General features: G+C 72.5%; 19 protein-coding genes. 11 read left to right on the top strand and 8 right to left on the bottom strand.

Annotated features, from left to right (window positions below; all coding sequences use genetic code 11):
- Window positions 1-106 precede the first annotated feature (106 nt).
- Both B079_RS0124715 and B079_RS0124710 read left to right on the top strand, forming a co-directional pair.
- The gene (locus B079_RS0124715) at window positions 107-1,603 is read left to right on the top strand and encodes an SPFH domain-containing protein (protein ID WP_018548530.1); all 1,497 of its coding nucleotides are present in this window, start codon (window positions 107-109) and stop codon (window positions 1,601-1,603) included.
- A gap of 83 nt (window positions 1,604-1,686) precedes the next feature.
- Window positions 1,687-2,133, top strand: coding sequence for a type II toxin-antitoxin system PemK/MazF family toxin (locus B079_RS0124710; RefSeq protein ID WP_018548529.1), 447 nt, complete (start codon window positions 1,687-1,689; stop codon window positions 2,131-2,133).
- Here B079_RS0124710 and B079_RS0124705 read toward each other — a convergent pair.
- The gene (locus tag B079_RS0124705) at window positions 2,118-2,984 is read right to left on the bottom strand and encodes a TIGR02452 family protein (protein WP_018548528.1); all 867 of its coding nucleotides are present in this window, start codon (window positions 2,982-2,984) and stop codon (window positions 2,118-2,120) included. The two genes, B079_RS0124710 and B079_RS0124705, sit on opposite strands and share 16 nt — an antisense overlap.
- Window positions 2,985-3,275: 291 nt before the next feature.
- Between B079_RS0124705 and egtA the strand changes: the two genes are divergently transcribed.
- The 5 genes from egtA to B079_RS0124675 all read left to right on the top strand — a co-directional run bounded on the left by egtA (window position 3,276) and on the right by B079_RS0124675 (window position 8,049).
- Complete coding sequence (gene egtA / locus B079_RS0124695) at window positions 3,276-4,589, top strand: ergothioneine biosynthesis glutamate--cysteine ligase EgtA (protein ID WP_018548526.1); 1,314 nt, start codon at window positions 3,276-3,278, stop codon at window positions 4,587-4,589.
- Window positions 4,586-5,920 (top strand): ergothioneine biosynthesis protein EgtB, encoded by a 1,335-nt coding sequence (egtB, locus tag B079_RS0124690; RefSeq protein WP_018548525.1) that lies wholly within the window; start codon window positions 4,586-4,588, stop codon window positions 5,918-5,920. The genes egtA and egtB overlap by 4 nt, the downstream gene beginning before the upstream one ends.
- Window positions 5,920-6,708, top strand: coding sequence for an ergothioneine biosynthesis protein EgtC (egtC, locus tag B079_RS0124685; RefSeq protein WP_018548524.1), 789 nt, complete (start codon window positions 5,920-5,922; stop codon window positions 6,706-6,708). Before egtB ends, egtC begins: the two co-directional genes overlap by 1 nt.
- Window positions 6,705-7,664 (top strand): L-histidine N(alpha)-methyltransferase, encoded by a 960-nt coding sequence (gene egtD, locus B079_RS0124680; protein ID WP_018548523.1) that lies wholly within the window; start codon window positions 6,705-6,707, stop codon window positions 7,662-7,664. The genes egtC and egtD overlap by 4 nt, the downstream gene beginning before the upstream one ends.
- 169 nt (window positions 7,665-7,833) lie before the next feature.
- The gene (locus B079_RS0124675) at window positions 7,834-8,049 is read left to right on the top strand and encodes a dodecin (protein ID WP_018548522.1); all 216 of its coding nucleotides are present in this window, start codon (window positions 7,834-7,836) and stop codon (window positions 8,047-8,049) included.
- A 19-nt stretch (window positions 8,050-8,068) separates the two neighbouring features.
- Here the strand turns inward: B079_RS0124675 and B079_RS0124670 are convergent, their stop codons facing one another.
- On the bottom strand, window positions 8,069-8,563 hold the full coding sequence (locus B079_RS0124670; protein WP_026249051.1) for a nucleotidase: 495 nt from the start codon (window positions 8,561-8,563) through the stop codon (window positions 8,069-8,071).
- A 104-nt stretch (window positions 8,564-8,667) separates the two neighbouring features.
- Here B079_RS0124670 and B079_RS0124665 point away from each other — a divergent pair, with 104 nt between their 5' ends.
- The 3 genes from B079_RS0124665 to B079_RS0124655 all read left to right on the top strand — a co-directional run bounded on the left by B079_RS0124665 (window position 8,668) and on the right by B079_RS0124655 (window position 12,001).
- The gene (locus B079_RS0124665; RefSeq protein ID WP_018548520.1) at window positions 8,668-8,859 is read left to right on the top strand and encodes an antitoxin; all 192 of its coding nucleotides are present in this window, start codon (window positions 8,668-8,670) and stop codon (window positions 8,857-8,859) included.
- A 127-nt stretch (window positions 8,860-8,986) separates the two neighbouring features.
- The gene (locus B079_RS0124660; protein WP_037801956.1) at window positions 8,987-11,632 is read left to right on the top strand and encodes an excinuclease ABC subunit UvrA; all 2,646 of its coding nucleotides are present in this window, start codon (window positions 8,987-8,989) and stop codon (window positions 11,630-11,632) included.
- 126 nt (window positions 11,633-11,758) lie between these two features.
- Complete coding sequence (locus tag B079_RS0124655; protein ID WP_018548518.1) at window positions 11,759-12,001, top strand: hypothetical protein; 243 nt, start codon at window positions 11,759-11,761, stop codon at window positions 11,999-12,001.
- A 122-nt stretch (window positions 12,002-12,123) separates the two neighbouring features.
- On the opposite strand, the gene B079_RS0124650 is transcribed toward B079_RS0124655, so the two are convergent.
- From B079_RS0124650 to B079_RS0124640, 3 genes are read right to left on the bottom strand one after another with little or no spacing between them, the layout of a single operon-like run.
- Window positions 12,124-12,870 (bottom strand): succinate dehydrogenase/fumarate reductase iron-sulfur subunit, encoded by a 747-nt coding sequence (locus tag B079_RS0124650; protein WP_018548517.1) that lies wholly within the window; start codon window positions 12,868-12,870, stop codon window positions 12,124-12,126.
- Window positions 12,867-14,813 carry a fumarate reductase/succinate dehydrogenase flavoprotein subunit gene (locus B079_RS0124645; RefSeq protein WP_018548516.1) on the bottom strand — a complete coding sequence of 649 codons (1,947 nt, stop codon included), beginning with the start codon at window positions 14,811-14,813 and terminating at the stop codon, window positions 12,867-12,869. Before B079_RS0124645 ends, B079_RS0124650 begins: the two co-directional genes overlap by 4 nt.
- Before the next feature lie 2 nt (window positions 14,814-14,815).
- On the bottom strand, window positions 14,816-15,487 hold the full coding sequence (locus B079_RS0124640; protein ID WP_018548515.1) for a succinate dehydrogenase: 672 nt from the start codon (window positions 15,485-15,487) through the stop codon (window positions 14,816-14,818).
- A 119-nt stretch (window positions 15,488-15,606) separates the two neighbouring features.
- Between B079_RS0124640 and B079_RS0124635 the strand changes: the two genes are divergently transcribed.
- The gene (locus B079_RS0124635; RefSeq protein WP_026249049.1) at window positions 15,607-16,491 is read left to right on the top strand and encodes a LysR family transcriptional regulator; all 885 of its coding nucleotides are present in this window, start codon (window positions 15,607-15,609) and stop codon (window positions 16,489-16,491) included.
- A gap of 155 nt (window positions 16,492-16,646) precedes the next feature.
- On the opposite strand, the gene B079_RS0124630 is transcribed toward B079_RS0124635, so the two are convergent.
- The 3 genes from B079_RS0124630 to B079_RS0124620 form a co-directional block, all read right to left on the bottom strand.
- Window positions 16,647-18,785, bottom strand: a complete 2,139-nt coding sequence (locus B079_RS0124630) for a putative bifunctional diguanylate cyclase/phosphodiesterase (RefSeq protein WP_026249048.1) — start codon at window positions 18,783-18,785, stop codon at window positions 16,647-16,649.
- Window positions 18,782-19,594, bottom strand: a complete 813-nt coding sequence (locus B079_RS0124625) for an SAM-dependent methyltransferase (protein WP_026249047.1) — start codon at window positions 19,592-19,594, stop codon at window positions 18,782-18,784. The genes B079_RS0124630 and B079_RS0124625 overlap by 4 nt, the downstream gene beginning before the upstream one ends.
- 247 nt (window positions 19,595-19,841) lie before the next feature.
- A complete protein-coding gene (locus B079_RS0124620) occupies window positions 19,842-20,798 on the bottom strand; it encodes an SCO0930 family lipoprotein (RefSeq protein WP_018548511.1) in 957 nt (318 codons plus the stop codon).
- Window positions 20,799-22,152: the final 1,354 nt, after the last annotated feature.

The raw sequence follows: 22,152 nt of genomic DNA, 5'->3' as shown, positions 1-22,152 counted from the left end.
AAGATTGCGGCAAGGCTCGGCCGGGGTCTTCTCCCGGCCCCCGCGCAGGTGCACACTCCCTTCGTCCGGTGCCGTCAAGGGCACCATGTCAAGGGGGCGTTTGCCGATGATCGTCGGCGTCGTTGCGGGGGCGGCGGTTGCCGCCGTCCTCGTACTGATCGGTGTGTTCAAGATGATGTGGCGGGTGGCGGAACCCAACGAAGCCCTCATCATCTCCGGGTCCAGGCACCGCACCGAGGGTGTCGAGGAGGGGATGGGCTTCCGCATCGTCACGGGGCGCGGCACGCTCGTGCTGCCCGGGGTGCAGGCGGTGCGCAAGCTCTCGCTGGACCTGAACGAGACCGAGTTGCACGTGGACTGCGTGACCCAGCAGGGCATTCCGCTCAAGGTGCGGGGCGTGGTCATCTTCAAGGTGGGCGACGACTATGTGTCGGTCGCCAACGCGGCCCGGCGTTTCCTGGACCAGCAGAAGCTGATGTCGGAGCGGGTGCACAACGTCTTCGCCGGTCATCTCCGGTCCATCGTGGGCGGGTTGACGGTGGAGGAGATGATCCGCGACCGGGAGAAGCTGACCGGCCAGACGCGGGCCGCCTGCGGGACGGAGATGGAGAAGCTGGGTCTGATCGTGGACTCGCTCCAGATCCACGAGATCGAGGACCCGACCGGGTACATCCAGAACCTGGCGATGCCGCACGCGGCGGCCGTGCAGCGGGACGCGCGGATCGCGCAGGCGGAGGCCAACCGGCTGGCCACCGAGGCCGAGCAGCAGTCGTACGCGCGGATGGCCGAGGCCACCCGGGACAGCGAGATCCTGCAGGCCGGTTACCAGGCCGAGCGGGACAAGGCGGCGGCGAAGGCACGGCAGGCCGGGCCGCTCGCGGACGCGGCGGCGCGGCAGGAGGTCGTGGTCCAGGAGACCCGGGTCGCGGAGCTGGAGGCGAACCGGCGCGAGCAGCAGCTCCAGGCGGACGTGCGCAAACCGGCCGATGCCACGGCGTACGAGAAGCGGACGCTGGCCGAGGCCGAGCGCGACGCGCGGATCTCGGCCGCCCAGGCCAAGGCGAAGGAGACGGAACTGGCGGCTGCCGCCGAGGCGACCCGGGTCAAGACCGCCGCCGGGGCCGAGGCCGAGGCCACCAAGAGCCGGGGCGCGGCCACCGCGTCGGCCACGCGCGCGACCGGTGAGGCGGAGGCCGCCGCCGCGCAGGCGAAGGGTCTCGCGGAGGCCGAGTCCGCCCGGGCCAGGGGTCTCGCGGAGGCGGAGGCCATCAAGGCCCGCGCCGCCGCCCTGGCCGAGAACCAGGAGGCGGTCGTCGCCCAGCAACTCGCCGAGAACTGGCCGGAGATCGTGCGCGCGGGCGCGGACGCGTTCGGCAACGTCGACCACATGGTGCTGCTCAACGGCGCCGACGGCATGGGCGAGTTGTTCGCCAAGGCCCTCACCATGGGCGGCACGGGTCTGGGGCTCGCCCGTCAGCTGCTGTCCGCGATGGACCACAAGAGCCAGGAGCCGGGCGCCGGTTCACCCTCGGTGAACGGGGTGACGGCGACGCGGGTTCCGGTGGACCGGGACCACCAGGGAGACAGCCAGGGGGACAACTGACCGGCGGGCGGCGGCCGTAGCCCTCAGTGGGCGTGAACGGCCGCCGCCCTGCGCGTTGTTGCAGTTCGGCTAGGGTGCGGGGCGTGAGCACGTTCATCGATGACAACGTCCCCGGCCGTCACGGCCCCCACGCCACCACCGAGGCCGACCCGCGCGAGATCGGCCCGGTGCGTACCGAGTACTCCCCCGCCCATGACGGCGATCCCGATCCCGGCGAGATCGTCTGGACCTGGGTGCCGTTCGAGGAGAACGACGGCCGGGGCAAGGACCGCCCCGTGCTGGTCGTCGCGCGCGAGGTGGGCGGCACGGTCCTCGCCGTGCAGCTCTCCAGCAAGCGGCGCGACAACCACCGCGACTGGGTGGCGATAGGCCAGGGCCCCTGGGACCGCTCGGACCGTGACTCCTGGGTGGCCGTCGACCGGGTGCTGCGGCTGCACGAGAACGGGATGCGCCGCGAGGCGTGCGCGCTGGACCGGATGCGGTTCAACCTGGTCCGCCAGCGGCTCTACGAGCGCTACGGCTGGACCTGAGCCGCCACCGGTGACGGTGCGGGGCGCGTCTCGGCGGCGAAGACCCGCGCGAAGGCGTTCCGCACCGTCGCCCCGGCCGTGCGGTCCAGGACGCCGAAGACCACGTGGTCGAAGGTCCCGGTGAACCGGCCGCCGGACACGAGCAGGGTCCGGAAAGCGTGGGCCACCTGGTCCGGGTCGTTCTGGAAGACCCCGCAGCCCCACGCGCCGAGCACCAGGTGCCGGTAGCCGTGGGCGGCGGCGGTCTCCAGGGCCCGCTCGGCCCGCCGCGCGAGGGCGCCCGGGATCTCGCCGGTCCGCTCGGGGGTCCGGCGGCGGATCACGCCCGCGTTCGGGGCGGGCGAGGTGAGGAAACCGGCCGTGTACGGCTCGGCCAGCAGCCGGGCCCGGTCGTCGCGGAAGACCGGCACCGCCGGGCTGTGGATCACCCGGTCGGAGTAGAAGGGGTCACGCTCCGCCCGGTGGTGCTCGTAATAGCCGGGGGCCCGGAGCAGACAGGTGTACAGCGCCGAGGCGCGGCACAGGGCCTCCTCCTGGGCCTGGGCGCCGCCCAGATAGCCGCCGCCGGGATTGCGGGCGGAGGCGAAGTTGAGGACGGCCACCGAGGCTCCCGCACCGGTCAGCCGACGGGCCGCTGCCAGGCTGCTCTCGCCCGTGACCTCGAAGAACGTGGCGGTCCGCGCCGCCCGTGACGGCACCTCGACCGGCTCGGGGCCGTGCAGCCGCGTACCGGTGCGGGCGGCCTCGATCAGGTCCGCGAGCGGCACCTTCCGGCCGTCCGGCAGCGCGTACGCCCCCTCGGCGACGATCCGCTCGGTCTCCGTCGCCACCGCGCGCAGGCGGGCGCTCACGGCGCCACCCCCGTAAGCGCCCTGAACGCCGCCCGCGCGGCCTCCCCCGTCGTGCTCATACGGTCATCCTGGGCGATGCTGTTCTCGCGGCGCAACGGAGTTTCCGGGGCCCCGCGGCCCGAGAAACCGGACGGGAGGAAACGCGCGAGGAAGCGGAGATGACCGATCCCGAACGTCCCGTAGGGCACCCTTGTGCGATTCGGTCCGAGGGTCTTGGGTGGGACGAGGCCCGCCCGGCACACCGGAGGCCGGGCAGGCGGCATGGTGGAATCCCAACAGGAGAATCCCGACATGTCTGACTCGCTGAGCGACTGCGGTGACTGTACGGATCACCGCACCGCGATCACCGAAGCCGAGGTCGACGCCCTGATCCGGGGCATCTGCTTCAAGACCGGTCCGCCCCGCACTCTCGGGGTGGAGGTGGAGTGGCTGGTCATGGACCCGCGCCGCCCCCGCCACCCGGTCCCGTCCGAACGCCTCGAAGCCCTCTACGCCACCCTGCGTCCCGTCCCTCTGCGCTCGGCGCTCACCGTCGAGCCCGGCGGCCAGCTGGAGCTGAGTTCGCCGCCCGCCGGCTCACTCATGGAGTGTGTCGGCACCGTATCCGCCGATCTGGACACCGTCCGCGCGGTCCTCGCCGACGACGGTCTCGCACTGGTCGGCATGGGTCATCACCCCTGGCACACCCCGCCCCGCTTCCTGCGCGAGGCACGCTACGACGCCATGGAGGCGTGTCTGGACCGCACCGGCCCGGCCGGGCGGCACATGATGCGCGCCTCGGCGTCCGTGCAGGTCTGCGTGGACGCGGGGTACGAGGATCCGGGCCCGCTGGGCCACGAGCAGCGCTGGTGGCTGGCGCACCGGCTCGGCCCGGTCCTGGTCGCCGCGTTCGCCAACTCCCCGCTGGTCGACGGGCGTCCGACCGGGCGCCGGTCGGTCCGGCAGTCGTACTGGGCGCAGATCGGGCCCGGCCGCGCCGGTGCCCCGGCGACCGACGGCGAACCGCGCGCCGACTGGGCCCGGCACGTGCTGGACTCCCCCGTCATGTGCGTCCGCCGGGACGAAGGCCCCTGGGAGGTGCCCGAGGACCTGACCTTCCGCGAGTGGACCCGCTCGCGGGCCCCGCGTCCGCCCACCCGGGCGGACCTCGACTACCACCTGACCACCCTGTTCCCGCCGGTCAGACCGCGCGGTCATCTGGAGCTGCGGATGATCGACGCGCAGCCCGGGGACGACGGCTGGATCGTGCCGCTCGCGGTGACGGCGGCGCTCTTCGACGACGCGGAGGCCGCCGAGGCGGCGCACCGGGCCGTGAAGCCGCTGACCGAACGCGCGCACGACCTGCCCGCGCCGCACAACCCGCTGTGGGCGGACGCGGCCCGGCTCGGCCTCGCCGATCCCGGGCTGTGCGAGGCGGCCGTCGCCTGCTTCACGGCGGCGCTGCGGGCGCTGCCCCGGCTCGGCGCCGAGCCCGAGGTCGTGGCCGCCGTCGCCGGGTACCTGGACCGCTATGTCGCCCGGGGCCGCTGCCCGGCCGACGACCTGCTGGACGGCTCGGGCGGCGTCGGCCGCCCGGCCCACGGGAGGAAGGACACGCGCACATGACCGCCCAGGAGACCGGGACGCCCGCGGCGGGCCCCGAGACGCTGCGCGCCCGCGCGCTCGCCTCGCTGGTCACCGCCCGCACCCGCACCACGCTGCTGACCAGCTGTGTCGAGGACCCCGACCTGACCGCCCAGGTCTCGCCGCTGATGTCCCCGCTGGTGTGGGACCTCGCCCACATCGGCAACCAGGAGGAGCTGTGGCTGCTGCGGGCGGTCGGCGGCCGGGAGGCGATGCGGCCGGAGATCGACGGTCTGTACGACGCCTTCGAGCACCCGCGCTCCGAGCGTCCCTCGCTGCCGCTGCTGGCCCCCGAGGAAGCGCGCGCGTACGCGGCCGAGGTGCGCGGCCGGGTCCTCGATCTGCTGGAGGGCGCGGACTTCGAGGGCGACCGGCTGACCGAGTCGGGCTTCGCCTTCGGGATGATCGCGCAGCACGAACAGCAGCACGACGAGACCATGCTGATCACCCATCAGCTCCGCACCGGTCCCCAGGCGCTGACCGCCCCCGACCCCGACCCGGCGCCGCCTTTCACCGGTCCGGCCGAAGTCCTGGTCCCCGGCGGCCCGTTCACCATGGGGACCTCCACCGAGCCGTGGGCGCTGGACAACGAACGCCCGGCGCACGTGCGCGAGGTGGACTCCTACTGGATCGACACCACCCCGGTGACGAACGACGCGTACCAGGCGTTCATCGAGGACGGCGGGTACGACACCGAGCGCTGGTGGAGCCCGGAGGGCTGGGCGCACATCCGGCAGCACTCGATCGAAGCCCCGCTGTACTGGCACCGGGACGGCGGGCAGTGGCTCCGGCGCCGCTTCGGTGTCACCGAGCCGGTGCCGCCGGAGGAGCCGGTGCTGCACGTGTCCTGGTACGAGGCGGACGCGTACGCCCGCTGGGCCGGGCGGCGGCTGCCCACCGAGGCCGAGTGGGAGAAGGCGGCCCGGCACGACCCGGCGACCGGCCGCTCCCGGCGCTTTCCCTGGGGCGACGCCGATCCGACGGCCGGGCACGCCAACCTGGGCCAGCGCCATCTGCGGCCCGCGCCCGCCGGAAGCTATCCGGCCGGTGAATCGCCGTACGGCGTGCGGCAGTTGATCGGTGACGTGTGGGAGTGGACGGCGAGCGACTTCCTGCCGTACCCGGGGTTCACGGTGTTCCCGTACAAGGAGTACTCGGAGGTGTTCTTCGGTCCCGAGTACAAGGTGCTGCGCGGCGGTTCGTTCGCCGTGGGCCAGGTGGCCTGCCGGGGCACGTTCCGCAACTGGGACTATCCGATCCGGCGGCAGATCTTCTCCGGGTTCCGCACCGCCCGCGACGCGGAGTCCGCCTGATGTGCCGTCATCTTGCCTACCTGGGGCCTGAGTTGCCGCTCGGGGCGCTGCTGGTGGAGCCCGCGCACAGTCTGTACCGGCAGGCGTGGGCTCCCCGGCGGCAGCGCAACGGGACGGTGAACGCCGACGGTTTCGGGGTGGGCTGGTACCCGGCGGACGATCCGGTCCCGGCCCGTTACCGGCGCTCCGGGCCCCTCTGGGCCGACCCGTCCTTCGCCGACCTCGCGCGGGTGATCCGCGCGGGGGCGGTCCTTGCGGCCGTGCGGGACGCGACCCTGGCGGGCGCGGACGGCGAGGCCGCGGCGGCGCCGTTCGCGGCCGGGCGGTGGCTGTTCAGCCACAACGGCGCGGTGCCGGGCTGGCCCGACTCGGCCGCCCCGCTGGTGCCGACGCTGCCCCCGGTGGACCTGCTGTCGCTGGAGGCGCGCACCGACTCGGCGTTCGTCTGGGCGCTGGTGCTGCACCGGCTGCGCGGGGGCGCCGAGCCGGGAGCCGCCCTCGGCGAAACGGTTCGCCAGGTCGCGGAGGCCGCCCCCGCCTCCCGGCTGAACCTGCTGCTGACCGACGGCACCACGATCGCGGCCACCGCCTGGGGCGACAGCCTCTGGTACCGCGCCGGACCCGGCGACTCGGTGACCGTCGCCTCCGAACCGTACGACGACGCCCCCCACTGGCGGGAAGTCCCCGACCGCACCGTGCTCATCGCGAGCCGGGCCGCCGGAGTGCAACTCGCTCCGGCCGGGAACCCCATGTCCTCCCCCACCGCACCGAAGGAGTCCTGTTCGTGAGCCTGCACGTCACCCGCACCCTCCCCGAGGACGCCACCGGCGCCGCGCTGCGCGCCGACGTCCTGGACGGCCTGACCCGCACCCCCAAGTCGCTGCCGCCGAAATGGTTCTACGACACGCGCGGCAGCGAACTCTTCGAGCAGATCACCGACTTGCCCGAGTACTACCCGACCCGCGCCGAGCGGGAGATCCTGCGCGACCGCTCCGGGGAGATCGCGGCCGCGAGCGGTGCGCGGACGCTGGTCGAACTCGGCTCCGGCTCCTCGGAGAAGACCCGGCATCTGATCGACGCGCTCACCTCCCTGGAGGCGTACGTGCCGGTCGACGTGAGCGAGTCCGCGCTCCTCGGGGCCGGACAGGCGCTCGCCGCGGAGCGGCCCGGTCTCGCGGTGCACGCGCTGATCGCGGACTTCACCGCCCCGCTGGAGCTGCCGGACACCCCAGGCCCCCGCCTGGTCGCCTTCCTCGGCGGCACGATCGGCAACCTGCTCCCCGAGGAACGGGCGGAGTTCCTGGCCGCCGTGCGCGGCCTGCTCGCCCCCGGCGACGCCCTGCTGCTCGGCACCGACCTGGTCAAGGACGAGCGCGTGCTGCGGCTCGCCTACGACGACGTCGCCGGGATCACGGCGGCGTTCAACAAGAACGTGCTGGCCGTGCTCGACCGGGAACTGGGCGCCGACTTCGACCTCGACGCCTTCGACCACGTCGCCGTGTGGAACCCCGAGCACGAGTGGATCGAGATGCGGCTGCGCTCGCGCACCGCGCAGACCGTCAAGCTGCCCGGGGTCAACATGGTCGTGGACTTCGCGGCCGGTGAGGACCTGCGCACCGAGGTCTCGGCCAAGTTCCGCCCCGAGGGCGTCACCGCGGAGCTGGCCGCCGCGCGCCTGGAGCTGACCCACTGGTGGACGGACGGCAAGGGCCGCTTCGCGCTGTCGCTCAGCGTGGCCCGCTGACGGACCCGGGCGGCGGTCCCGTACGGGCCCGTACCCCCCTTCCGTGCCCGGCGGGCGACACCTCGCGCGCCGGGCACGGATACGGCACGGTGGATACGGCGTGACGGACCGGTCGCGCCGGACGTGAGGCGCGTCCCCACGGCCTCACGGCGGAGAGGAGCACCCGCGCATGTCGAACCACACCTACCGGGTCACCGAGATCGTCGGCACCTCCCACGAGAGCGTCGACCAGGCCATCCGCAACGGCATCGCCCGCGCCGACCAGACCCTGCGCAACCTGGACTGGTTCGAGGTCACCCAGGTACGCGGCCGGCTGGACAACGGGCGCATCGAGGACTACCAGGTGTGCATGAAGGTCGGCTTCCGCCTGGAGGAGACGAGCTGAGCCGAGGACCGCCGCGTCCTCAGGTACGTCCCTCGCGTTCCTGGGCCGCCTCCAGAGCGGCCGAACGCTCGGCCCAGCGGGCCCGCAGCACGGTGAATCCGGCGCGCTCGGCGTCGTCGCAGACCAGTTCGTCGTCGTCCACGAGGACGCGTACGGTCCTGTCCCGGGCGAGTCGGCGCAGGATCTCCAGCTTGGTGACCCGGGCGGGTCTGCGGTCGCCGTCGCGCCGCAGGTGCACGGTGCCCTCGGGCAGGCCGTGGGCGGCGAGCCAGTCGACCGTGTCCGCCCGGCAGCGCTCGGGCCGACCGGTCAGATAGACGATCTCGCAGTCGCGGGCCGACCGGTGCACCAGCTCGATGCCCTCGGCGAGCGGCGGGTCGCCGGGCGCGGCGGCGAAGAAGCCGTCCCAGTCGCGCGGGCGCCGCTCCAGGAAGTGCTGGCGGTGGGCCGTCGCGGCCAGCGTGTTGTCGAGATCGAAGACGGCCACAGGGCGCGCGCTGCTGGTCTGTGCCACGCGTCCACCCTAGCCGGGGGCGTGCGGACCGGTTCTCAAGATGCGAGGGCGGCCCGGGACGGTGACCCTGGGAGTGGAAGCCTCAAACGACGAGGAGGGCTGCCATGTCCTTCATGGACAAGATCAAGGGAATGCTCAAGGGCCATGAGGACATGGCCGACAAGGGCATCGACAAGGGCGGGGACTACATCGACCAGCGGACCGGCAACAAGCACCAGTCCCAGGTGGACTCCGCGCAGGACCGGCTGAAGGACCAGTTCGGCTCCCAGCACCGCGACAACCCGCCGCACGCCTGACGGCGCGGCCCGCCACGCGCAGGATTCTCCTGGAGGCCCCGCAGCCCGCGCCCGGGCGGCGGGGCCTCCCCCTGGCCGCCTCCACCCGATCACTTTCCGCCCAGCGGGGCGGGCTAGGTTGGTGACCATGGCACCACGGACCCGACCGACGTCCGCATCGGCACACGGCGGACCGTCGCCCGACGGACTCCCAGGCGCCGGGCACAACGGACTCATCAGGGTCCGGGGTGCCACCGAGCACAATCTGCGCCACGTCGACGTGGACGTGCCCCGCGACCGGGTGGTGGCCTTCACCGGGGTGTCGGGGTCGGGCAAGTCGTCGCTGGCGTTCGCGACCATCTACGCCGAGGCCCAGCAGCGCTACCTTGAGTCCGTCGCGCCGTACGCCCGCAGGCTGATCGACCAGGGTTCGGCGCCGAGGGTCGGCGAGATCACCGGGCTGCCCCCGGCCGTCGCGCTCCGCCAGCAGCACAGCGGCGGCAGCACCCGCTCGACGGTGGGCACGGTGAGCCGGGTCTCCAACGTCCTGCGCATGCTGTACTCCCGCGCCGGTACGTACCCGGCCGGGCAGACCCCCGAGGACCTGGCGGGGACCTTCCCCCGGGACGCCGCGCCGCTGGACTCGGACAGCTTCTCGCCGAACACGGCGGTGGGCGCGTGCCGCACCTGTTCCGGCCTGGGGCGCCTGCACACCGTGGACGAGAGCAAGCTGGTCGGCGACGACTCCCTGAGCATCCGGGAGGGCGCCGTCGCCGCGTGGCCGGGCGCCTGGCAGGGCAAGAACTACCGGGACATCCTCGCGGAGCTGGGCGTCGACATCGACGTACCGTTCCGTACGCTGCCCGCCGCCCGCCGCGAGTGGCTGCTGACCACCGACGAGCAGCCGACGGTCACGGTGCACCCGGTCCGCGACGCACACCGGGTCGCCCGCTCCTACCAGGGCACCTACATGAGCCCGCGCCGCTGGGTCCTGCACACCTTCGCGACCTCCAAGGCGGCGCATCTGCGGGCGAAGGCGGCCTCGTTCATGACCGAGGAGGTCTGCCCGACCTGCCACGGCAAGCGGCTCAACCCGGAGGCGCTGGCGGTGACCGTCGCCGGGCAGGACATCTCGGTCGCCACCTCGATGCCCCTGAACCAGCTCTCGGCCTTCCTGGAGACCGCGCGCGACCACCCCGACACGCTGGCGCTGCCCGCCGAGCGGCGCCAGGCCGCGCACGCCCTGATCTCCGGCCTCCAGGAGCAGCTGGGCACGCTGATGGACCTGGGCCTGGGCTACCTCGCCACGGGCCGCGCGACCTCCACCCTCTCCAGCGGCGAACTCCAGCGCCTGCACATGGCCACGCAGCTGCGCAGCGGCCTGTTCGGGGTGCTGTACGTCCTGGACGAGCCCTCGGCGGGCCTGCACGCCGCCGACACGGAGCTGCTGCTGACCGCCCTGCGACGGCTCAGGGGAGCCGGGAACAGCGTCTTCGTGGTGGAGCACAACGCGCAGGTGCTCGCGTCGGCCGACTGGATCGTGGACATGGGCCCGGGCGCGGGCCGCCACGGCGGGCGGGTCCTCTACGACGGTCCGGCCGGGCAGCTCGACCGGGCGGAGGAGTCGGTGACCGCCCGCTATCTCTCCGCGAGCGCGCCCCCGGTGCCCGGCCCGGAGAAGCCCCGCCGACCGGACGGCTGGTTGCGCCTGTCCGGGGTCACCGGCCACAACCTCCGTGACCTGGACGCGAGTTTCCCGCTCGGCACGCTGACGGCGGTCACCGGTGTCTCCGGCTCCGGGAAGTCGACCCTCGTACGACGCGCCCTCGCGGACACGGTGCGCGACCAGCTGCACGCCGACGAGAGCGCGCAGGACGTCGCCCGCAACCCCGCCTCGGTGGAGACCGCCGACGAGGAGGAGGACGGGGTGCCGCCGTGGGCGCTGGCGGAGGACCGGGTGACGGTGCGCTCCGCCGAGGGACTTGAGCGTGTCGACCGGCTGGTGGTCGTGGACCAGAAGCCGATCGGGCGTACCCCGCGTTCCAATCTGGCCACCTACACGGGCCTGTTCGACAGTGTCCGCAAGCTGTTCGCGGCCCAGCCCGCCGCCCGTGAACTCGGGTACACCGCGAGCCGGTTCTCCTTCAACGTGGCGCAGGGGCGCTGTCCGCACTGCCTGGGCGACGGGGTGGTCAGCATCGAACTGCTCTTCCTGCCCACGGAGACCTCGCCGTGCCCGGTCTGCGAGGGCGCGCGCTACAACCCCGGGACGCTGATGGTGCGTTACCGCGACAAGACCATCGCGGACGTGCTGGCGATGAGCGTGGAGGAGGCCCTGGAGTTCCTGCGCGACGTCCAACCCGCCGCCCGTATCCTCCAGTTGCTCTCCGACATCGGTCTCGGGTATCTGTCGCTGGGCCAGAGCGCCACGACGCTGTCCGGCGGAGAGGCCCAGCGCATCAAGCTGGTGAGCGAGCTGCACCGGGCCCCGCGCGGGCACAGCCTCTACCTCCTGGACGAGCCGACCAGCGGGCTGCACCCCGCGGACATCGATCTGCTCGTCGGGCAGCTCCAGCGGCTGGTGGACGCCGGGAACACGGTCGTCGTGGTGGAGCACGACCTGCGCACGGTCGCCGCCGCGGACTGGGTCGTCGACCTCGGCCCCGGCGCAGGTGACGACGGCGGCCGGATCGTCGCCGAGGGCCGTCCCGAGGAGGTCGCCCGCAAGGGCGGCACCCCGACCGCCGACCATCTGGGCCGCCAGCTGTCGCTGCGCGAGGCCCAAGATGCCTGATTTGTCGGCATATCTGATGAATGTCGGTAGCATGGAAGTGGCCGTGCCTGAGCCCCCGCAGTGGGTGCACGGCCGCTGACCGAGGGGTGCGGACACGACGCTCCCCGACACAGAAGGTGAGCGATCATGACGGGCAAGATGGACGCATCAGAGGCCGCACGCATCATGGCCGACCCGAACGCCACGCCGGAAGAGCGCTCCGTAGCCGCCAGTGCCCTGTCCGACGCCGAACGCGGCCACCACACCAGCAAGCGGGTCGCCTCCGAGGCCGGCCAGCTGCTGGACGACAAGAACATCTCGGAGGACGACCGCTCCGTAGCCGGCAGCGACCTGTCCCAGGACCGGCACGGCCGCAAGGGCGACAGCTGAGGGTCGGCCCTCCCGCGGACACGCCAGACGGGGCCGGGATGAGCACCATTCCCGGCCCCGTCTGGCGTGTCCGCGCTGTCGGCGAACGTGTGTGACGGCGGCCCGCGCCGTGCCTTGGGGGGCTAGCGCCGTGCCTTGCGGGTGGCGCGCAGCCACTCCTTGTTCATGCGGGTGATCGAGACCAGCGGGATGCCCTTGGGGCAGGCGGTGGCGCACTCGCCCGCGAGGGTGCAGCCGCCGAAGCCCTCGTCGTCCATCTGCGTGACCATGTCCAGGACGCGGGTCTCGCGTTCGGGTGCGCCCTGCGGGAGCACGTTGAGGTGGTTGACCTTGGCGGAGGTGAACAGCATCGCCGCGCCGTTGGGACAGGCCGCCACGCAGGCGCCGCAGCCGATGCACTCGGCGTGCTCGAAGGCGAGGTCGGCGTCCGGCTTGGGCACGGGCGTGGCGTGGGCCTCGGGCGCGGCGCCGGTGGGGGCGGTGATGTAGCCACCGGCCTGGATGATCCGGTCGAAGGCCGAGCGGTCCACCACCAGGTCCTTGATCACCGGGAAGGCGGCGGCCCGCCACGGCTCGACGTCGATGGTGTCGCCGTCGCGGAAGGACCGCATGTGGAGCTGGCAGGTGGTGGTGCGCTCCGGGCCGTGCGCGTCGCCGTTGATGACGAGGCTGCACGCGCCGCAGATGCCCTCGCGGCAGTCGTGGTCGAAGGCGACGGGGTCCTCGCCCTCCAGGATGAGCCGCTCGTTGAGCTGGTCCAGCATCTCCAGGAAGGACATGTCGGGCGAGATGCCGTCCACCTCGTAGGTGGACATCGCGCCTTCGGCGGCGGCATCGCGCTGCCGCCAGACGCGCAGGGTGAGCCTCATGCGTAGCTCCGCTGGGTGGGGTGGACGTACTCGAAGACCAGGTCTTCCTTGTGCAGGACGGGCGCCTCGCCGGTGGCGGTGAACTCCCAGGCCGCCGCGTAGCCGAACTCCTCGTCCCGGCGGGCGGCTTCGCCGTCCGGGGTCTGGGACTCCTCGCGGAAGTGGCCGCCGCAGGACTCGGCGCGGTGCAGCGCGTCCAGGCACATCAGCTCGGCCAGTTCCAGGTAGTCGACGATGCGATTGGCCTTCTCCAGCGACTGGTTGAACTCCTCGCCGGTGCCGGGGACCTTGATCCGGCGCCAGAACTCCTCGCGGATGCGCGGGATTTCCTCCAGCGCCTTGCGCAGCCCGGCGTCCGTGCGGGCCATGCCGCAGAACTCCCACATCAGTTCGCCGAGTTCACGGTGGAAGGAGTCGGGGGTGCGGTCGCCGTCCACCGCCAGGAGCAGGTTGACGCGGTCCTCGGTCTCGGCCAGCACCTCCTGGACGGCGGGGTGTTCGTCGGTGACCTCGCCCTGGCGCGGGTTGCGGGCCAGGTAGTCGTTGATGGTGGCGGGCAGGACGAAGTAGCCGTCGGCCAGGCCCTGCATCAGCGCGGAGGCGCCGAGCCGGTTGGCGCCGTGGTCGGAGAAGTTGGCCTCACCAATGGCGAACAGGCCCGGGATCGTGGTCTGGAGGTCGTAGTCGACCCACAGTCCGCCCATCGTGTAGTGCACGGCGGGGTAGATCCGCATCGGCACCTCGTACGGATCCTCGTCGGTGATCCGCTGGTACATGTCGAAGAGGTTGCCGTACTTGGCCTCTACGGCCCCCCGGCCCATGCGCCGGATCGCGTCGGCGAAGTCCAGGTAGACGCCCTGGCCGCCGGGGCCCACTCCCCTGCCCTCGTCGCAGACGTTCTTGGCGGCACGGGAGGCGATGTCGCGGGGCACCAGGTTGCCGAAGGACGGGTAGATGCGCTCCAGGTAGTAGTCGCGCTCGTCCTCGGGGATCTCGTTCGGCGGCCGGGTGTCGCCCTCGGCCTTCGGCACCCAGATCCGGCCGTCGTTGCGCAGCGACTCGCTCATCAGGGTCAGCTTGGACTGGTGGTCGCCGGTGCGCGGGATGCAGGTGGGGTGGATCTGGGTGAAGCAGGGGTTGGCGAAGTACGCGCCGCGCCGGTGCGCCCGCCAGATCGCGGTCGCGTTGGAGTTCATGGCGTTGGTCGACAGATAGAAGACGTTGCCGTAGCCGCCGCTGGCCAGCACCACCGCGTCCGCGAAGTAGGTGTCGATCTTCCCGGTGATCAGATCGCGGGCCACGATGCCGCGCGCCCGGCCGTCGACCACGATCAGGTCCAGCATCTCGGTGCGCGGGTGCAGCTCCACGTTTCCGGCGGCGATCTGCCGGGACAGCGCCTGGTAGGCGCCGAGGAGGAGCTGCTGCCCTGTCTGTCCTCGGGCGTAGAAGGTGCGGGAGACCTGGACGCCGCCGAAGGAGCGGGTGTCGAGCAGGCCGCCGTACTCGCGGGCGAAGGGCACGCCCTGGGCCACGCACTGGTCGATGATCTCGACCGAGATCTGCGCGAGGCGGTGCACGTTGGACTCGCGGGCGCGGAAGTCGCCGCCCTTGACGGTGTCGTAGAAGAGCCGGTGCACGGAGTCGCCGTCGTTGCGGTAGTTCTTCGCGGCGTTGATGCCGCCCTGCGCGGCGATGGAGTGGGCGCGGCGCGGGGAGTCCTGGTAGCAGAACTGGACGACGTGGTAGCCCTGTTCGGCGAGTGTGGCCCCGGCGGAGCCGCCCGCGAGGCCGGTGCCGACGACGATGACGGTGTGCTTGCGCCGGTTGGCCGGGTTGACGAGCTTGGCCTCGAAGCGGCGGGTGTCCCAGCGCTCCTGGATCGGCCCGGTGGGGGCCTTGGCGTCGGCGACCGGGGCGCCGGTCGCGTAGTCGGTGTACGTCATGGTCAGCTCACCACTCCGGTCATGACACCCACGGGTACGGCGATGAACCCGGCCGTGAGCAGCAGTGCGAGGACGTTCGCGACGGTCTTCAGGACCCGGTCGCGGGTACGGCTCCCGGCGCCCAGGGTCTGGGCGGCGCTCCAGAAGCCGTGCCGGATGTGCAGGCCGAGCGCGAGCATCGCGACGATGTAGATGACGTTGCCGTACCAGGTGGAGAAGGTGTCCACCACGTTCTGGTACGGGTGGCCCTCCTGGAAGCCGCCGGAGTGCACGGTGCCGGTGGTCAGGTCCAGGATGTGCCAGACGATGAAGAGGCCGAGGATGATGCCGCCCCAGCGCATGGTGCGGGTGGCATAGCTCGAACGCGCCTTCTTGTGCACGTACTTGACGGGACGCGCCTTGATGTCGCGGCGGCTGAGCTGGTAGGCGGAGGTCGCGTGGGCGACCACGGCGACGACCAGGACGATCCGGACGAGCCAGAGCGTCCACTCGTAGTGCATGAAGGGTTCGCCGACGGTGCGCAGCCAGTGGGCGTAGTGGTTGAACTCGGCGGCCCCGAAGTAGATCTTCAGGTTTCCGATCATGTGCACGATCAGGTAGAGCAGCATGATCAGCCCGCTGACGGCCATCACTGTCTTCTTGCCGACGGAGCTGTCCCACATCGCGCGCGCCATGGACGGACGACGGTCCGTCCGCGTTGCCAGAGCCATGGACAGGACGCTAGAGCCGGGGACACCGATCGGTCCAAGACATGGTTGAGCTGATCTCCATAGGCTGTGGCTATGCTGAAGGGGTGCAGTTCCAGCAGCTCCAGTACTTCGTGGCCGTCGCCGAGACCCGGCACTTCACCCGGGCCGCCGAGCGGGTCCATGTCGCCCAGCCCTCGCTGTCCCAGCAGATCCGCGCGCTGGAGCGCGAGCTGGGCGCCGACCTGTTCGTCCGGGCGCGCGGCAACATCGCGCTGACCGACGCGGGCGAGGCCCTGCTGCCGCTGGCCCGGCGCATCCTCGCGGACGCGGACACCGCCCGGCAGGAGGTGCAGGAGCTGGTGCAGCTGCGGCGCGGCCGGGTACGGCTCGGCGCCACCCCCAGTCTCTGCACCGGGCTGCTCCCGGACGTGCTGCGCGCCTTCCACGACCGCTATCCCGGCATCCAGCTGCTCATCGAGGAGGGCGGCTCGCGCGACCTGGTGCGGGAGCTGGCGCGCGGCGCGCTCGACCTCGCGCTGATCGTGCTGCCCCTCCCGGCGCCCGCGCCCGCGCTGACCACGGTGGAGCTGCTGCGGGAGGACCTGGTGGTGGTCTCCTCACCGGAGGAACCGGCGCCCGGGCGGGGGCGGCGGACGGTGGAGATCGCCGACCTCGCGGACGAACGGCTGGTGATGTTCCGGCACGGGTACGACTTGCGGGAGCTGACCGTCGCGGCGTGTCGCTCCGCTGGGTTTGAGCCGGAGTTTGCTGTTGAGGGGGGTGAGATGGATGCGGTGCTGGGGTTTGTGCGGGCGGGGCTCGGGGTTGCCGTCGTGCCTCGGATGGTTGCCACTCGGGCGGGGCGGGGGCTTCGGGTGACGCCATTGGCTCGGCCCGGGTTGCAGCGGACCATTGCTCTGGCTCATCGGAGTGATGTGGCTCCGCCTCGGGGGGCTCGGGAGTTGCAGCGGATGCTCTTGGAGCGGTGAGGTTCGCCTGCGGCGCCTTTTCGTCTGCCTTGTGCCTCCGTCGCGCGGGTGCGGGTTCGTCGTGGCTTGTCGCGCAGTTCCCCCGCGCCCCTGTGTGGGGGCTGAGGCAGCGGCGGAGCCGCCTGTCTCAGCCCCCACAGGGGGCGCCACTCCCCTCAGCTCGTCGCGTTCGCCATGTGCAGGGTGTGCAGGTTCTCCGGGGGGCCCGGTCTTGCGTAGTACCAGCCCTGGGCCGTGTCGCAGCCCAGGAGGCGGAGTTGTTCGGCCTGGGCGCTGGTTTCCACGCCCTCCACCGTGACGGCCAGGTCGAGGCTGTGGGCCAGGGAGACTATGCCTTCGACGATCTTGAGGTCGACCGGGTCGGCGGGGAACTGCTGCATGCCCCGGGTGAAGGAACGATCCAGCTTGAGGATGCTCACCGGGAGGCGGCGGAGGTTGGCGAGGTTGGAGTAGCCGGTGCCGAAGTCGTCCAGGGCTATGTCGACGCCCATCTCCGCCAGGCGGCGCAGGGGTTTGAGGAGGCCGTCGTCGGCGCCGATCAGGGCGGACTCGGTGACCTCCAGACAGAGCGCGTCCGGGGTGACCCCGGTGCGCTCCAGGATGTCGACGGTGTCCTGGACCAGGCCGGGGTGGGTGAGCTGGCAGGGCGAGAGGTTGACGTTGATGCGCAGGGGACGGCCCTGGTCGCCGTCGGCCTCCTGCCAGGCGCGGGCCTGCCGTACGGACTCCTCCAGGACCCAGCGGCCGAGCGGCACGATCAGCCCGGTGTGCTCGGCGAGCGGGATGAAGCGGTCCGGGCCGAGCACCCCGTGCTGCGGATGCAGCCAGCGCACCAGCGCCTCGGCGCCCCGGACGGTGCCGTCGCCGAGGTGCACCAGGGGCTGGTACTCGATGAAGAACTCGCCGCGCTCCAGGGCGGTGGGCAGCGCGGTGGTCAGCCCGTGCCGGGTGATGGCGCGGGCGTCGGCCTCGGGGTCCGCGAGTTCGGCGCGGTTGCCGCCCGCCGACTTGGCCCGGTACATCGTGATGTCCGCGCTGCGCAGCACCTCGGCCGCCGTACGCTCCCCCGCCGGGCCCTCCACGATGCCGAGGCTGCCGCGCACCAGCAGATCGCGGCCGTCGATGCTCACCGGGGTGACCAGCGCGTTCATGATCCGGTCGGCCAGCTCGTCCACGCCCTGCTCGGTGCCGGGCCCGGTGATGAGGGCCACGAACTCGTCGCCGCCGAGCCGGGCCACCATCTCGCCGGGCGCGGCCGTACAGGACTGGAGCCGGTCCGCGATCTCCACCAGGAGCCGGTCGCCCGCCGCGTGGCCGAGGCTGTCGTTGATGGCCTTGAAGCCGTCGAGATCGAGGTAGCACAGCCCGAAGCGCTGGCCCTCCCCCGCCGCGAGGGCCTTCTCCAGGCGCTCGAAGAACAGGGTGCGGTTGGGCAGCCCGGTGAGGGCGTCGTGGGTGGCCTCGTAGCGCAGCCGGAGATGGAGCAGACGGCGCTCGGTGGTGTCCTCCATGAGGGCCAGCTGGTACTGCGGGCTGCCGTCGGCGTCGCGCAGCAGGGAGACCGTGAGGTTGGTCCACAGCACGGTGCCGTCGGGGCGGTTGAACGCCTTCTCGACGTGGAAGTGCTCGCGCTCGCCGCGCACCAGTTCGTCGTAGAGCCGCCAGGTCTGGGGCGCGTCCTCGGGGTGCTTCCAGTCCCGTACCCGCAGACCGCCCACGGCCGACGGGGTCAGGCCGAACATGCGCAGCAGGGCGCCGTTGACCTGGAGCACGTTGCCGTCCAGGTCCGCGATGCCGATGCCGATGGCGGCGCCCTCGAAGACGGCGCGGAAGCGGGCCTCGCTGGCGTGCAGCGCCTCGGCCACCACGCCCTGGGCGCGCAGCGCGGCCTGGGCGACGGCCTCCTGCTCGGCCAGGGTACGGTCGCGCAGCGCCTGCGCGTATCCGGCGGCCATCGCGTGCTGCAACCGGGAGGAGCGCAGGCGCAGTTCGTCCTGCGGGCCGTCCTCGCCGCAGTACAGGACGAGGTAGGCGTCCACGCAGTCCAGGGTGCGGGTGAGGACCTCGGGATCGGTGCCGTGCGCCTCGACGAGCGCGGCGCCGACCGCTTTGGCCTCCCCGGGGTCGAAGCTGCGGGCGCGCAGGGCCCGGCTGAGCCGGGCCGCCAGCGGCAGCAGCCGTTCCTCGAACTCGGCGCGGGTCAGCGAGGTCGCGGTGACCGGGTACACCGCGCGGCTCCAGATCGTCGTCAGACGGCGCAGTCTGCCCTCCGGCCCGTCCGGCGCCGCGCTCACGCCTTGCGCCCCACGCCCGCGAACCCGGAGAACGCGTACGCGTCCTCGTCCTCCGGTGCCGATTCCGGGCGCCACTCGGGCATCGGGACCAGTCCGGGTTCCACCATGTCGTACCCCTCGAAGAACCGCGCGATCTCGTCGCGCGAGCGCATGATCAGCGGGCTGCGGATGTCCTTGTACACGTCGACCGCGCCCTCGGCCCGCTCGGGGGTCACGGGGATGCCCTCGTAGGCGGCGTGGGTGAGGATGAGCAGGCTGCCGGGGGCGAGCGCGGCGCGCAGCTCGGCCAGGGCGGTGTGCGGGTCGTCGGTGTCCTCCACGAAGTGCAGGACGGCCACGAGCAGCAGGGCGACGGGCCGTTCGAGGTCGAGCATCCGCCGTACCGGGGAACTGGCCAGGATCTCCTGCGGCTTGCGCAGATCCGCGGCGACCACCTCGGCGTCCGGGTTGCCCGCGAGGACGGCCTCGCTGTGCGCGACGGCCACCGGGTCGTGGTCCACGTAGACGACACGGGCGCCGGGTACGGCGGACTGGGCGATCTCGTGGACGTTGCCGTAGGTGGGGATGCCGGAGCCGATGTCCAGGAACTGGGTCAGCCCCTGGTCGGTGGCGAAGCGCACCGCCCTGCGCAGGAAGGCCCGGTTGGCCTGCATGATCTTCGGCAGGCCCGGGATGAACTCCATGGCGCTGCGGGCCGCTTCCCGGTCGACCTCGAAATTGTGCGAACCGCCCAGGTAGTAGTCGTACATGCGCGAGACGCTCGGCACCGAGATGTCGATGCTCCGGGGGGCCCAGGCGGGGCGCTCCATGTATCACTCCATGGCGTAGGGGACGGGGGCAGGCGATCCGGTGTTCGAGCTGAGGCTACTGATCGCTTGCCAATGGAGCGACCCGAAACGGAAATTGACCATCCGTTCCCCGTCACTGCCTGCGGGAAGTACGCGCCCGACCCCGCTGAGTGACGTCCGGCGGGCATGACGACGGCCCGCCTCCCTCCGTCGGTACGGAGGAAGACGGGCGTCGGTGGGGGGAGTTCGGGCCGCCCGGGGCCGCGGTCTAGGCGGCGGGGGCTCCGATCGGCTTGCCCTCGGGCGAGACGGCGTACCAAGTGCCGCCCACGCCCTGGCCGTTGGTGTCGCCGGGGGCCTTGTCACCGGCGAAGGTGTAGATCGGCCAGCAGTTGACCGTCATCTGCTTCACACCGTCGGGGCGGGTGAACGGCATCAGGCCCTTCTTCAGGATGCCCTTGGTGTCGCTCTCCTCGACGGGGGCGACCGCCGGCCACTTCTCCAGGCACGCGCCGGTGCAGGCGGAGACGGACTTCGGCCACGCCTTGTCCTTGAGGAAGCGGTAGACCGTGTGGCCGTTCTTGTCGACGATGATGTCGCCGAGCTTCGCGTCCTTGTGCACGGAGAGCCCGGGCAGGGACGCGAGGGACGCCTTCTTGCCGTTGGGCGCGAGCGCGAACCAGGTCTTGCCGACGCCCTGGCCCTTGGTGTCACCGGCCTGGGTGTCCTTGGCGAAGCGGTAGGCGGGCCAGCCGTCGATGGTCAGCTGCTTGGTGCCGTCGGGGCGGGTCACCTCGCCGAGGGCCGACTTGTCGACACCGGCACCGGCCGAGGCGTCGTCGGCGGGGACCGGCGGCCAGGCGGTGGCGCAGTCGCCCTCGCACTTGGACTCCGGCGGCTTGGCGGTGTCCTTGTCGAACCGGTACAGCGTCATGCCCGCCTCGTCGGTGAGCACGTTGCCGAGCTTGGCGTCCGCGGCCACGGTCAGCTTGCCCGCCGGGGCGGCGGTGGTCGGGGAGGCGGAGGCGTTGCTGCCGTCGGCGCCGTAGCCGTTGCCCGCGCCCGGGTCGCCGTACCCACCGGCCGACGGCGAGGCCGCCGCGCCCGCCGCGCCGACGTTCTGCGCCGCCGGTGTGGTGGCGTTTTCCTGACCGCACGCCGTGGTCAGCGCCAGCACCGAGGCTGCCGTGGCCATCAGTGAGGCGGTCCGCCAGGAGGTCTTCATCCTCAACTCCCCATTTTTCGCCTGGATATCGCTATCGGAGCGCCTGCCGCGCCGCCGCACGGCCATGGGTACGGGGGCCGCCACCCGGGCGTTCAACACCACGGCGAAAAACTTTCGGCGGGCTGTGAGGGGCGCTCCGCGGGATGACGGGACGGACACCCCGGGACGGCGGTCGGATGCAGGAGGGCGGAGCGCGGGGCCGGGGCCGAAACGCCGTGGTCGGGTGGCGGGATACGGCGGCCGGGGGCGGGGCGCGGGTGCCGGGGGGCGCGGGTGCCGGGGACGGAGCGCGGCGGGCGGGGAGCGGCGGCCGAGACGCGGCCCGGAGCCGAGATGCGGCGGCCGAGGCTTCAGGGATCAGGGCCCGAGGTGCTGCGGTCGGGTGACGGAGCGTGGGGGCCGGGCTCATGGCCCGGCCCGGAAGCGGGGTTGGGTGACGGCGAGTGCGGGGGCCGGGTGGCGGGGTGCGGAGGCCAGTGGCGAGGGGCGGGGTGCAGAGGCCAGGGGCGACGGGCGAGGTGCTGCGGTCGGGTGACGGAGCGTGGGGGCCGGGCTCATGGCCCGGCCCGGAAGCGGGGTTGGGTGACGGCGAGTGCGGGGGCCGGGTGGCGGGGTGCGGAGGCCAGTGGCGAGGGGCGGGGTGCAGAGGCCAGGGGCGGGGGGCGAGGCGCTGCCGTCAGCTGACAGGGCGCAGAGCCGGAGCACAGGCTTCAAGACTCGGCGGCCAAGGCTGGTGCCGGGGCCGGGGAACGGCGGCCGGATGGCGGGGGCAGCCGGGGGCGAGGCGCTGCCGTCAGCTGACAGGGCGCAGAGCCGGAGCACAGGCTTCAAGACGCGGGGCCAGGGTTTGGTGCCGGGGGCGACGTGCTGCGGTCGGGTGGCAGGGCCAGGGCCAGAGCCAGGGAGCGAAAGCTGGGTGGCGGGCGGGGTTCAGGGGCCAGGATTGCGGGGCTGCGGCCCGGGTGACGGAACCCGGAGGCCGGGGCTCAGGCTGCGGTGGATGAAGTGGTGCGGTTGGGTGTCGGATGCGGGCAGCGTGCGGGAGCAGGTCGGTGGGGGTGAGCGTACGGGTGTGCGCATGTGGGCCGTTGGGCGTGATCACGTGTCAAACCGTGGCCGGGGCGATGTCCCTCCTTCGGATCATTCCGCTCAAGTCGGGGCGTGGGGGCGGCTCACGGGCCTCATGATCTTGTCGTGCAAGGACCCGAAGGAACCCGAGTCACGCCAGCCGTAAGGGTGTTGGCCGTGCTGGCGGTGGCCTGGGCCGTGGTGGGGTGTCCGGTCGGCACCGCGTCGGCGGACGCCTGTGCCTACGCCTCGACGGGGCCGGACGGCACGGTGGCGATCGCGGTGG

The sequence above is a fragment of the Streptomyces sp. LaPpAH-108 genome (assembly GCF_000373625.1).
Taxonomy (GTDB): domain Bacteria; phylum Actinomycetota; class Actinomycetes; order Streptomycetales; family Streptomycetaceae; genus Streptomyces.
Note: the sequence above shows the minus strand (reverse complement) of the source record. Positions and strands in the feature narration are given on the sequence as shown.

Bases quoted from the DNA above. Each gene is read 5' to 3' on its own strand.
- B079_RS0124715 (WP_018548530.1), top strand. From the start codon at position 107: ATGATCGTCGGCGTCGTTGCGGGGGCGGCGGTTGCCGCCGTCCTCGTA.
- egtA (WP_018548526.1), top strand. From the start codon at position 3,276: ATGTCTGACTCGCTGAGCGACTGCGGTGACTGTACGGATCACCGCACC.
- egtB (WP_018548525.1), top strand. From the start codon at position 4,586: ATGACCGCCCAGGAGACCGGGACGCCCGCGGCGGGCCCCGAGACGCTG.
- egtC (WP_018548524.1), top strand. From the start codon at position 5,920: ATGTGCCGTCATCTTGCCTACCTGGGGCCTGAGTTGCCGCTCGGGGCG.
- B079_RS0124675 (WP_018548522.1), top strand. From the start codon at position 7,834: ATGTCGAACCACACCTACCGGGTCACCGAGATCGTCGGCACCTCCCAC.
- B079_RS0124665 (WP_018548520.1), top strand. From the start codon at position 8,668: ATGTCCTTCATGGACAAGATCAAGGGAATGCTCAAGGGCCATGAGGAC.
- B079_RS0124660 (WP_037801956.1), top strand. From the start codon at position 8,987: ATGGCACCACGGACCCGACCGACGTCCGCATCGGCACACGGCGGACCG.
- B079_RS0124655 (WP_018548518.1), top strand. From the start codon at position 11,759: ATGACGGGCAAGATGGACGCATCAGAGGCCGCACGCATCATGGCCGAC.
- B079_RS0124650 (WP_018548517.1), bottom strand. From the start codon at position 12,870: ATGAGGCTCACCCTGCGCGTCTGGCGGCAGCGCGATGCCGCCGCCGAA.
- B079_RS0124645 (WP_018548516.1), bottom strand. From the start codon at position 14,813: ATGACGTACACCGACTACGCGACCGGCGCCCCGGTCGCCGACGCCAAG.
- B079_RS0124640 (WP_018548515.1), bottom strand. From the start codon at position 15,487: ATGGCGCGCGCGATGTGGGACAGCTCCGTCGGCAAGAAGACAGTGATG.
- B079_RS0124625 (WP_026249047.1), bottom strand. From the start codon at position 19,594: ATGGAGCGCCCCGCCTGGGCCCCCCGGAGCATCGACATCTCGGTGCCG.
- B079_RS0124620 (WP_018548511.1), bottom strand. From the start codon at position 20,798: ATGAAGACCTCCTGGCGGACCGCCTCACTGATGGCCACGGCAGCCTCG.